Annotated in this window: 8 protein-coding genes; 6 read left to right on the forward strand and 2 right to left on the reverse strand. The window is 34.8% G+C overall.

Annotated features, from left to right (window positions below):
* Positions 1-2: 2 nt before the first annotated feature.
* From E4N80_RS03905 to E4N80_RS03930, 6 genes are read left to right on the forward strand one after another with little or no spacing between them, the layout of a single operon-like run.
* Positions 3-1,322 carry a sulfotransferase family protein gene (locus E4N80_RS03905; protein ID WP_253700572.1) on the forward strand — a complete coding sequence of 440 codons (1,320 nt, stop codon included), beginning with the start codon at positions 3-5 and terminating at the stop codon, positions 1,320-1,322.
* 2 nt (positions 1,323-1,324) lie between these two features.
* Positions 1,325-2,320 carry a glycosyltransferase family 2 protein gene (locus E4N80_RS03910; RefSeq protein WP_253700573.1) on the forward strand — a complete coding sequence of 332 codons (996 nt, stop codon included), beginning with the start codon at positions 1,325-1,327 and terminating at the stop codon, positions 2,318-2,320.
* Positions 2,314-5,022 (forward strand): YidC/Oxa1 family membrane protein insertase, encoded by a 2,709-nt coding sequence (locus E4N80_RS03915; protein ID WP_253700574.1) that lies wholly within the window; start codon positions 2,314-2,316, stop codon positions 5,020-5,022. The genes E4N80_RS03910 and E4N80_RS03915 overlap by 7 nt, the downstream gene beginning before the upstream one ends.
* Positions 5,023-5,037: 15 nt before the next feature.
* Positions 5,038-6,255, forward strand: coding sequence for a CDP-glycerol glycerophosphotransferase family protein (locus E4N80_RS03920; RefSeq protein ID WP_253700575.1), 1,218 nt, complete (start codon positions 5,038-5,040; stop codon positions 6,253-6,255).
* Positions 6,249-8,963 carry a YidC/Oxa1 family membrane protein insertase gene (locus E4N80_RS03925; protein WP_253700576.1) on the forward strand — a complete coding sequence of 905 codons (2,715 nt, stop codon included), beginning with the start codon at positions 6,249-6,251 and terminating at the stop codon, positions 8,961-8,963. The genes E4N80_RS03920 and E4N80_RS03925 overlap by 7 nt, the downstream gene beginning before the upstream one ends.
* A gap of 60 nt (positions 8,964-9,023) precedes the next feature.
* Positions 9,024-9,998, forward strand: coding sequence for a glycosyltransferase family 2 protein (locus tag E4N80_RS03930; protein ID WP_253700577.1), 975 nt, complete (start codon positions 9,024-9,026; stop codon positions 9,996-9,998).
* A 14-nt stretch (positions 9,999-10,012) separates the two neighbouring features.
* Here E4N80_RS03930 and wbaP read toward each other — a convergent pair whose 3' ends face one another.
* Positions 10,013-11,452, reverse strand: coding sequence for an undecaprenyl-phosphate galactose phosphotransferase WbaP (gene wbaP / locus E4N80_RS03935; protein ID WP_253700578.1), 1,440 nt, complete (start codon positions 11,450-11,452; stop codon positions 10,013-10,015).
* A 21-nt stretch (positions 11,453-11,473) separates the two neighbouring features.
* The gene (locus E4N80_RS03940) at positions 11,474-12,631 is read right to left on the reverse strand and encodes a glycosyltransferase family 1 protein (RefSeq protein WP_253700579.1); all 1,158 of its coding nucleotides are present in this window, start codon (positions 12,629-12,631) and stop codon (positions 11,474-11,476) included.
* Between the last annotated feature and the right edge of the window lie 210 nt (positions 12,632-12,841).

Consider the following 12,841-nt stretch of genomic DNA (forward strand, 5'->3'; position numbering starts at 1 on the left):
AAATGACTGAAATCATAACATGTACAGGTTACGGTACTACCGGAAGCTCTGCTGTAACGAACATTATTGAAGAGTTTGAAACTATAAAAAGCCTGAGCGCAGAATTTGAATGCACTTTTTTACATGAGGTAGATGGAATACGGGATTTGGAGAATGCATTGCGCGAAGGACATCGCTTAAAGTGCGATCTTGCAATAAAGCGTTTTCTTAGACTTGCGGATGTGTTGAATAAGCAGCGTCCATTCAAAAAATATTTCAACGGCAATTTTCTACGGCATTCCGAATCTTTTATCGATTCAATTTGTATTGCTCAATGGCGAGGAAATTGGCACCGAGGAACAGATACGATTAAACTTTCAAAAGAAGACTTGTTGTATTATAATTTGGCAAAACAAGTCTTTTTGAATGAGTATTCATATTCGCGGTACTCGCTCTTTGAACCGAATACATGGCATCCAACTTATCATAAAAGAAATAAATCTTATTATGCGCATTTTACCGATGCTTTTTATCATAAGGTGCAAGAATATGTTGCTAAACTGATTGCAGAAATAACGTTTCACATAAACAGCAAAAAAATTTTAATTGATCAGTTTTTCCCAGCCTCCGATATATCGGCATATTTTAACTATGCACCCGCTACAAAAGTTATCATTGTTGATAGAGATCCTCGCGATATGTATGTGTTAAATAAAAGTTCATGGGGTGAACCGTATATTCCGAGTGATGATGTTGATACCTTTATACGCTGGTATCGCGGAATCCGTTTTTCACAACAGAAAGAACGGCAAAATCAGAATGTTCTATTACTTCATTTTGAAGATCTTATTTTTAATTATGAAGCCTCATTGACCGAACTTAAACATTTTCTTAATTTTAACGATAAAGATCATGTAGAAAAACTGAAATGTTTTGATCCTGCTCAATCGATTAAAAACACTTACAAATTTAGAAATTATCCGCAATGGAAGGATGATGTTTTAAAAATAGAACATGAGTTGCCGGAGTATTGCTATCATTTCCCCGATGAGTTTACTAATAACAATGCAAACAATATAGATACAAATAAGCCGATGGAAGCTTTTGTAAAATCAGCAGATGCCGTTCAAAGTAAAAAAAACTTACCGCTTAAATATAACCACAAGTTGCCTGTATTTTTATTTGGTATAACAAATTTTGGAGAAGCATTCGAAAGTTTGGCGCATCGCAATACACTAAAAACAAAAATAAAAGGTCTTATTAAATGTGGAGTGTTTTTGTGTAGTTTTTTATTTGAGTATATGTATTCTGTATTTATATATTGTAAATACAAAAAAAGATAAAAATGAAATTCACTATTGTTATTCCCATATTTAACAGAGTACAGTACATCCCCGAAACTCTTGACAGTGTTATAAGGCAAACTTATACCGATCTGGAAATCATATGCGTTGACGATTGTTCTTCAGATAGAAGCCCAGTTCTTTTGCAAGACTATGCAAAAACTGATTTGCGTATTAAAGTACTGACTCACGCCAAAAATAAAGGGCTTTATTTGGCGCGTAAAACAGGCGTCCTGAATGCATCAGGTGATTATATTTTATTTTTAGATTGCGACGATGTATTGGCTCTTCATGCCGTCGAAGTTATTTATAATGCACTTTGTAAAAATTCCGTTGAAGTTCTTGAGTATGGATATCACTCTATTCACGCAAATGAAAACACTGTGCCCGATTCTGCCATAACGGTAGATAAACTTTTTAGCTCACTTGTGTATGATCGGTACCCCCGTGCAGGTACTGTTTGGAATAAAGCATATAAAACAGAATTGTTGAAAAATGCTTTTAGTAAAATGTCAGACTTTCATGCCGTGATGGGTGAGGATTTTTATGAATCTGTGATTATTGCATACTATGCAAAAAGTTATTCGTCGATAGACGATGTTCTTGTTATTTACAATGATGAAAGCGGTATATCAAATACACGTAAAAACCTTGCAAGTATACAAAAAGACTTGGATTCGGTTGTGGCTATTTTAAATGGTTTTAGATTTTTTTTTGAATCGTATGCCTCTGAACATAAAGCTGCTGTTTTAAACATAGAACGCTATTATATACATTATGTATATTACAATCTTATTTTACTGAGAACAAATAAAACTGACAGGCTGCCGGCAGTTCATTTATTGAAAGATTATTTTAGTGCTGAAGCGGTTGCTCCGTTTTTGAAGAAAACAAAGTCGATGGTAACACGTGATGCTGTGTTGTATAATATAAGGGCTGTAATAAAAAAGTTTATTCCCAAAATGCTTCGTGAAAGGATTAAAAAAATAGTATGCTGAATTTTTTATATATGATTTTTATTTATCCGGTATATATGTTTGTTGAATTTATATTCTTTCTAGCAAATAATATAACGGATGATTATATAGGTTTTTCTATTATCTTATTAAGCCTTACTGTAAACGTTATTTGTTTACCTATATATGATGTCGCCGAAAGATGGCAAGAAAAAGAACGTACTGTTCAAAAGAAATTAAAACCGAAAATTGCTGATATAAGAGCCGTGTTTTCAGGTGATGAACGGTATATGGTTTTGACAACATATTATCGGCAAAACCGGTATCATCCGCTCTATGCAATGCGGGGAATGTTTGCTCTGCTTATTCAAATTCCATTTTTCATCGCGGCATATAAGCTTTTGTCAGGTTTGCCGATGTTGAATAATGCTTCATTTTGGTTTTTAAAGGATTTAGGTAAACCTGACGGACTACTGTATGTTGCCGGCATGCATATAAATGCTTTGCCGATACTAATGACATTTATCAATATTATTGCTTCCGCAGTTTATTCAAAAGGTTTAACAATAAAAGAGAAACTTCAGTTGTATATTACGGCCGCTATTTTTCTTGTTTTGTTGTATAATTCACCTTCGGGTTTGGTGTTCTACTGGACACTCAATAATATATTCTCACTTTTTAAAAATATTTTTTATAGAATAAAATTAAGTAAAATTGTTTGGTATATTGTTACCGCATTGTTTTTTATTTCCCTCACAATTATCACTAGAAATCATACGGCGAAAGAGCGCCCGCGGGTTATTATAGAGTTTTTTACCATTATGGTAATATTTGTCCCTATTATATGGACGATTGTATCTAAATTCTTACTTAAAAATATTCGAAACGTTTTAGCTGACGCTCAAAGCCGTTTTTCACTTTTCTTACAAAGTTCTATAGCATTATTGCTGTTTTTAGGTTTAACTATTCCTGCAACTACTATAGCAAGTTCGCCGTTGGAATTTATAAACTTTGAAGATATTTTAAATCCTTTTACTATCCTGTTTTATACGGTAGTTCAAAGCCTCGGCTGTTTGTTCTGGTTTGTGTGTCTCTATAAGCTTTTCCGGGAAAATGTACAGAAAGCTTTTACATTTGCTTCTATAATAATCCTTGCGGTCGCACTGATCAATGTTTTTGTTTTTCAAGATGGTTATGGAAGTATAAATAATCTGCTTATGTTTTCGGATACGGGAAGGCTCCGTCATTCATTACATGAACTTATGGTGAATCTTGTTGTAATTGGAATGATTGCAGTTGTCATATTTGCGATTGTATATTCAAACCGGTTTATGAAATTTATCGAGGGGATTGTTAAGATTCTTATTTTGTCTTTTCTTGTTATTCCAGTTGTTTCTTCAGTTACCATTTACAAAGAATTCCATTCTATGAAATCCGTCGAAAATTCGGTTTCTGCTCCCAAAAAGGCCTATAGAATCAGTAAGACCGGTAAAAATATCTTTATATTTATGCTGGATCGGTCTATGAATTTTTTTATCGATCCTGTATTTGAAAATGCAGAGATTGTAAAAAAAGAATATACCGGATTTACGGTTTTTGAAAACAGCATTGCATTCGGTACGAGTACGAATTTCAGTACACCGTCCTTATTCGGCGGATACGAATATACACCGGAAAATATTGATAAACGTTCAAATGAATTGTTAGTAGATAAACATAATGAAGCCCTGAGTGTATTACCACGGCTTTTTAGCGAACATAACTGGAATGTCAGTTTTACAGACCCTTCCTGGCTCAATTATGCATGGATTCCCGATTTGTCGGTATTTGCAAAATATAATATGATTGCCAAAAACATAGACGGTAATGGACTGTATACGCAAGAATTTCTTATAAAAAAGAATGTGCAGTCTGTGCCACAATCGAAGATATACGGTATTCGCAGGAATATGCTGTATTTTTCGCTGTTTAAAATTTTGCCTATTGAAGTACGACGGATATTTTATGCAGAAGGGATGTATGGTGGTGTAGGTATTCCCATTTATTCGGCACCCTTTATGAATGCATATTCAGCCATAGAAAATCTTACGGAAGAAGTTGAATTTGTCGAAAGTAAGAATTGTATAAATATCATTGTAAATAACCTAACGCATGAGCCGCCTAAGAAAGAAACTATACAAATGATCGGGAAAGATTTTTTAATTCCATTAGCAAAAAAATATTGCCTTAATGAGACAACAGAAGAACATTTCTATGTAAATTATTTAGCTCATGAATCTTGTGCTAAATTCTTTAAATTCTTAAAGGACAACAATTGTTGGGATAATAGTAGAATAATAATTATAGGTGATCATGGTAGAGACCCCATGCGTACTAGAGATATGAAATTTATTGCCGATTTTGCTAATACCGGTTTTTCCCCTGATGCTTCGATCCCATTAATTATGATGAAAGATTTTAATTCGGAAGGGACATTAAAAAAAGATTATACATTTATGACGTTAGCTGATATTCCTGCGCTAACTACCAAAAATTTATCGTCGGAATTACAAAAAAATCCGTTTAGCGGTAGAGACTTTCTTGAAACCGAGAATAAGACTGTCGTAAAAATAATAACGGCAGGAAATTGGCACGCAAATCATCAATTAAAATCTACGCAGTTTGAAGATGCTGAGTGGGCGTTTGTAAAAGAAAATGTTTACAATCCGCATAATTGGAGTAGAATAAATTTTAATAATAATTAAGGAGGTTCAATTATTATGATCCCTTTACTATACATTGATCCGGGTACGGGAAGTATCCTTTTTTCTATTGTAATTGGTCTTATTACAACGTTGTATTTTGTGGCAAAAACGGCCTTTATAAAGCTAAAGGTCGCGGTGTATAAAGACAACGAAAAAGTTGCCGGTAAAAACAACAGTGTTGTTATTTATTCGGAAGGTACACGCTACTGGAATGTTTTTTTACCTATATGTAATGAGTTTGAAAAACATCGAGAAGAACTCGTATTTTATACTTCTTCGGAAGATGATCCTGTGTTCTCACAAAACTATACTTATATTAAAGCTGAGTATATCGGTAAGGGAAATAGAGCTTTTGCCCGGCTGAATATGCTTGAAGCCGATATTTGTTTGATGACAACGCCGGGGATGGATGTGTATCAGCTGAAACGTTCAAAGCATGTCAGGCATTACAGTCATATTCTTCATGCGCTTGATGATGCAACAAGTTATCGCCTTTTTGGACTTGATTACTTCGATTCTGTGCTTTTATCGGGTGAATATCAGATAAAAGGAATTCGCGAACTGGAAAGCCTACGTAATCTTCCACAAAAAGATTTACGTGTAGTCGGCTGTCCCTACCTTGATGTATTAAGCGAGAAAATAAAGGATTTGCCGAAAACAGATACCGGTTTTACTGTTTTAATTGCGCCTTCTTGGGGGGCAAATGGAATATTATCAAAATACGGTGAACAACTAATTACTCCGCTTGTAGAAACCGGTTGGAATATTATTATCCGCCCGCATCCTCAAAGCAAGACTTCAGAATCCGATATGCTTAAAAGATTGGAGGAAAAATATAAAGATGTCGCGAATTTTGTTTGGGATTATAATTCTGAAAACATCGATTCACTTTCAAAAGCTGATATTATGATTTCTGATTTTTCCAGTGTTATTTTTGATTATTGTTTTCTTTTTGATAAGCCATTCTTATACTGTAACAGCGAATTCGATCATCGCCCTTATGATTCAGGCGATTTAAAAGAGACTACGTGGAAGTTTTCCGTCTTAAAGGAAATAGGTGTGCAGCTTAACTCTAATAGCTTTGATCATATAAAAGAGATTATCTCTGAAACTTGTAAAAGTGAAACACTTAAAGAAAATAGATTGAAAGCTAAAGACACCGCATGGCAAAATAGAGGTCATGCAGGAGAAGCTGTTTATACATTTTTAACGGAGCTTAGAAAAACATGGTGAATTTTTTATATACAATTTTCATTTACCCCGTCTATATGTTTGTTGAATTTGTTTTTTTCGTAGCAAACATTATTGTGGATGGCAATATAAGTATGTCTATTGTGCTGTTGAGTATCGGTATTAATATGATTTGTCTTCCAATGTATAATGTTGCTGAACAATGGCAAGAAAAAGAGCGTGCTATTCAGAAAAAAATGAAAACAAAAATAGTTGACATAAAAGCTGTATTTAAAGGAGATGAGAGATATTTAATCTTATCTACATATTATCGTCAGAATAAGTATCATCCACTTTATGCGCTGCGAAGTATGTTTGCACTCTTTATTCAGATTCCCTTTTTTATTGCCGCATATAAACTTTTATCCGATTCACCCATTATGGATAAAACCTCGTTTTTGTTTTTTACCGATTTGGGTGCTCCCGATAAGTTACTGAGCTTAGGAAATATTTCAATAAACATTTTGCCTATTATAATGACGTTCGTAAATATAGCCGCATCTGCCGTTTACACTAGAGGGCTAATGCTCAAAGATAAGTTAATGCTTTACATTACAGCTCTTATTTTTTTACTTTTGCTTTATAACTCACCGTCTGGCTTGGTTTTTTATTGGACGCTTAACAATCTGTTTTCTCTATTAAAAAATATTTTTTATAAAGTAAAATTAAGTAACAAAACATGGTATATAATTGCCGTAATTGTTATGTCAATTTTAACGTGCATTACAACTGTAATGACGATTAGTGAAACTAAAAGACCTGCTGCTCTTTCAGGTCTTTTAACTGTTGCCATAGCAGTAATGCCGTTAATTAAAAAGTTATTTTGTTTTTTTGAAAAAAGGCGATTAGCATCTGTTTTTAATGACGATAAAAAATGTTTTTATGTCTTCTTATCCTCTGCTGCTGCGTTGTGTATTCTTATCGGGTTGGTTATTCCGTCAGCAACGATAGCAAGTTCGGCACAAGAATTTTCAAATTTTGGCGGCTTTAAACATCCCTTAACTGTTCTTTATTATCCGTTTACCCAAAGTTTAGGATGCTTGTTTTGGTTGTTATGTATATATAAACTATTTTCAAAAAGTGTACAAAAATATTTTGCATATACGGCGATATTGTTGCTTATGGCGGCACTTATAGATACATTCATTTTTACGGGTAATTACGGTGATATAAACAATATACTGATATTTGAGGATGCAACACGATTAGGTCATTCTATGCGGTATTTCGCTGTGAATGTATTGACAATAACTGCCGGAATAATTGTAATGACATTTTTTGTATACTCAAAATTTTCAAAATGGCTTCCCTCACTTCTTAATATTATAGTTTTAACTTTTTTGGTTATAACAGGTTTTTCTTGCATTTCAATTCAAAAATCTTACCGACGCATGCTGGCTGGAGAAATCACTGAAAAATACGATCATAAAGCATATAGGGTATCAAAAACAGGAAAAAATATTTTCATTTTGATGCTTGACCGTTCTATGAACTTTTTCATCGATCCGGTATTTGAAAATAATGATCTTGTAAGAAAAGAATATACGGGATTTACCGTTTTTGAAAACAGCATAGCTTTTGGTAGGAGTACCAATATGAGTACGCCTTCTCTTTTTGGCGGCTATGAATATACTCCTGAAAATATAAATAAGAGATCTGATGAATTGCTTGTCGATAAACATAATGAAGCGTTGAGTGTGCTGCCGCGACTGTTCAGCGAGTACAATTGGATGGTAAGTTTTACCGATCCTTCGTGGTTAAACTATTCATGGATCCCAGATTTATCTGTATTTAATAAATATAATATACGCTCGAAGAATATCGATGGAATTGGGAAATACAGTAGGGATTTTTCTAGCCTATATTTAGAAAAAACGAACGGGCAAACAAATCTTGTTGCACGTAACATGTTGTATTTTTCTTTTTTTAGAATTTTACCTTCAAAGGTAAGAAAAATATTTTATAATAACGGGGCCTATGCAAAGATTGAAAACCTCTATAATGTTCAAATGGCATTTATAGATGCTTATTCTGCTCTCGAAAATTTATATAAAGAAATTGAATTTGTATCTGATGGAGATTGTATTAATATTATTGTAAATAATACAACCCATGAACCGCCGAAAGATAGCGATATTCTGTTCATACGGCGTGGTGAGCTTATCCCTCTTGCAAAAAAATATTGCCTTAATGAATATACGGCCGAACATTTTTATGCAAACTATTTAGCACATGAATCTTGTGCGCGTTTTTTTCATTTTTTAAAAGATAATGGTTGTTGGGATAATAGCCGTATAATTATTGCCGGTGATCATGGACGGGCTTCGATGCATACAGTTGATATGAATTTCTTATCCGGCTTCGCTGGTACAGATATTTCTCCTGAAAGTCTCATACCATTGATTATGATGAAAGATTTTGACTCAGACGGGCCATTACGAAAAGATTATACCTTTATGACTTTAGCCGACATTCCGATTCTAACAACGGAAGGACTTGAGCCTGAAATGCAAAAAAATCCGTTTAGCGGTTTGCCGTTTAAATCTTCTCAAGATAAAACTGTTATAAAAGCAATGCATGGCGGTGATTGGCGTGCTAATCAACAGTTAAAACTTACGCAATTTAAAACTACGGAAGAGGATTGGGTTTACGTAAAAGAAAATGTATATGACCAAAAATGTTGGAGCAAAAAAACTTTCGTAAATGAATAGGGTATCTCTCATAGTCAAGTTTTTAGAGGTTGTCAATAGGTAAGAAGGGATTCAAAAATTATGAGCGATATATTACTTTCAATTGTTATTCCTGCATATAATGCAGAGCGATTTTTGCATGATTTACTTTCCGTTTTGGTAGAGCAAGTATTTGAATGTATTGAAAACAGTATCGAAGTTATCATTATAAATGACGGTTCTGTAGATACTACGGCAGATATAGCTCAATCTTTTTCTGAAAGGTATTCTTTTATTTCTTTGATTAATCAAGATAATAAAGGTGAATGCGGAGCTCGGAATACCGGAATAAAAAATGCAAAAGGACGTTATATTTATTTTTTGGACAGCGATGACGTTCTACCTGAGGGGACGCTGCTTTTCTTTCAGAATTTTTTATCTCAATCTAATGAATCCGATGTTTTTGCTTTTGGATATGAAGTACACCGAAATGGCATGGTATCAAAAACAGTTTTTTCTGAAAGTTTGAATAACCGTTCATTCCCTTCAGAGGTGATAAAAAAATTATTTCTTTCAAAAAAACTGCCTATTTGTATCTGTAGCATGATTTATAGAAATGCCTTCATTTCTGAAAATGCTTTGTTATTTCCTGTAGGGGTAAAAATAGGCGGTGATATGGTATTTATGGTAAATACCTTCGCAAAAGCATGTACGCTTCAGTATAGCAAACGGATATCCTTTATTTATCAAATACGCGATGATTCTGTGATGCAAGGATATAAAGGTTATAATACGGATAGGATAAAGTCATTTGCGTTTATCCGTGATGCGGTTCTAAAAAATTATGCCGACTATAGTTCTATTAAAAAAGAAGCAAATTTTTTTATTGCAAATTCATATTTATCCAATTTAGTGGCCTATTTAAAATCCAATCTTAAAGACAAGGAAATAAATAAGATTTTTCTTGACAATAAGTTTTTCTTGTATAGAAGCTTGCAAGGACGCTTTTTGAATACTGCCGCAATATATATTGCACGCTTTATGCCCCTTCGTATCTTATTTAAGCTTTTAAAATAATTGAATATTAAGTATTAATACGCACCTTTTCTAGTAACAACAACGATGAAGGTTTGTAAAATAATCCAAATATCCAGCCAGATTGACCAATTTTGAATATAAAAAGTATCCAGAAAAATTCTCTCATCATATCCTGTTGATGATCGGCCGGATATTTGCCACATGCCTGATAATCCTGGGGTGACGGAAAATATATATTTAAATGTATCGCCGTATTTTTCTTTTTCAGGTTCGGTAACAGGGCGTGGACCGACAAAACTCATTTGGCCAAGTAGAATATTAAAAAGCTGAGGCAATTCATCAAGGCTTGTTTTGCGTAAAAATTTTCCAATGGAGGTAATACGCGGATCATGCTCAAGCTTTTGATGTTCCTCCCATTCACGTTTCATTTCTGGGTTATTCTCCAGTAATTCTTTTAAACGTTTATCCGCATCAGTTACCATTGATCGAAATTTCCACACCTTAATTTGCTTACCGTTTTTGCCGATACGCTTATGTCCATAGAATATCTTTCCTTTTGAAGTACATTTTACAAGAATCGCTATGATGACTATAATCGGGAGTATTAACGGCGAAAACAAAAGTAATATGCCTAAATCGATACATCGTTTGATAAATAAATTGATGGGACGTGTCAAACGATTCGATGCGGAAAAACCTAAAATATCGCCGAAGTTTCTCACTGAAAGCGATACGAATTTTATATTTTGATAGTACGGTATTGCAATGATGTAGCGGTAATCGGAAAGAATTGAGTCCAATGGGGTATTTGCCGTATTACCTTCCGGCAATTCCATAACGATTGCTGTTGTAATATTACAGGCGTGAACACAATCTTCAATTTCTTGTGAATAAGGGAATACAGGGATTCCTTTGTATTCCTCGTAGTCTGTTGCATCGATATTGATGATTGCTGCCGGGCGGTAACTTAATGAAGGTTTATTTAATAGCCTGTCTGCTATTGTGTACTTATTTTCATTGCTTACATATATAACTACCGGAACGCCCCACCAGCTAAAGGAACTAAATGCAGTCCGTATTCCTTCCCTTAATAAGGGTAGAAACAGAGTTGCAAAAGGAGTTGCTAAAAGGAGGGCAATACTTAACATCTCTCTATCATCCGTTTCAACTGCTATGGAAAGGGCAATTCCCGTAAAACAAAAAAAAGAAGTAAGAGAGAATTTACGCACTTCGTCAGCCGGCTGAAGCATGATACCGGGATAAAGACGAGCCGCAAAAAATGCTGCAGCAAAGGCCGGAAGGTATATCCAGTAGTTTATAAAATCACGGAATACAATCAGTGAACGGTCTACTGCATTAATAGCAAAAAAGCTTCCTCCAAAGCATAGCATTATCCCGATACAGTCGAAGATCATAAATGTTAGACCGGTCGCAAAAGAACTTGTATGATTAAAATGGGTTTTAAACCAACTAGTAAATTCCGATGGCTGCATAGTGTTACACTATCATATTTTCTAAAAAGAATCAAGGAGGTCTTCGTACCAACAGCATAAATCGTCTGCTGCATGGCATATTTCAAAACCGGAATTCCGCAATAAATCCGGGTGAGGCATTTTTTGTGCATGTTCGTAGCTGAGAAGCTTTTTTGCCCATTCTTTTATGTCGGCGTGTAACGGAAAAAACTCCACCAAGGGCGTAATAGCAGTGTCTTTAGTAACAGTATCGCTCATTAGGCATGGCAAACCTACCGATTGAGCTTCTATACCCACTACCGGCAAACCTTCATAGCGGCTTGGCAAAAGAAAAACATCAAAGGCATTCAAAAAATCGGGAATGTCCCGCCGGATGCCGGTAAAAAAAACCGCTTTTTCTATATCAAGCTCTTTAACGAGAGTACGAATCTCAGCTTCCAATTCTCCCGTTCCGATTAATATCAGAGCTGCATTCTGGTTTTGCCGGTAAGCTTCGGCAAATATCCGTACAAGTAATTCATGATTCTTTTGGAATGCAAAACGGCCGATATGACCGACAATAAAACGATTCTCCAAGTTAAATTCTTTACGTATTCGGTTTCGAGCCTCTTCATTGGGTGAAAAGCATGCGGTATCGATTGCATTTTTTATGAGGCGTACTTTTCCTTTTTGTACCGTTTGCGAACCGAAAAGCCAGCGGGCAGTGTAATCGGCACATGCCGCATAATGAGTTGCAAAAGTTTTTGAAAACGGCCGTAATACCTGCTTCATAAGGTTGCGCTTCCATTCTCCGCGGCTCATTGTACTATGACTGTGTGCAATTCGTATTGGAACTTTTGCACGGAATGCTGCATAGAGAGGAAAACAACTGAGTGTGTTTAAGTGTGAATGGACAATTGTATATCCGCCTTCTGCAAAAGCGGCACGGCATTGCCGCATATTGGTTAGCATAGAGTTTTCATAAGGTTCAAGTTTGATGATACGGCCGCCCAAATCAAGAATTTCTTCATCGATGAGAGTTTTATCATAACCGTCCATAAAAAAATCAAATTGTATGCGGCTTCTGTCTATGTTACGGTAATAGTTCATTACCACTGAATCTACACCGCTGATAACGGCTTTTCCTATAACTTGCGCAACTCTAATAGGGGCTTTATGGTGAATGTTTTGTTGAATTGTTTTCTTATTTAATGGTTCCATAAAAATATTCCCGTTTTATAAAGATTGATAATATCTATATCGGTTATCGGAGATAATCGGCAAAGACTTTAAAAATAACGAGATTGCTTCTTGTATGGATATAAGTAGTTTTATTATTGCAATCTATAAATTCAGAGGCTTATTTTTATTGATTATTTTTATTTTTTTTGATATTATGCTTAGGCTTGAGTGTTTTTTGATGATGTAAAT

It is taken from the genome of Treponema denticola (assembly GCF_024181605.1).
In the GTDB taxonomy this organism is placed as follows: Bacteria; Spirochaetota; Spirochaetia; order Treponematales; family Treponemataceae; genus Treponema_B; species Treponema_B denticola_B.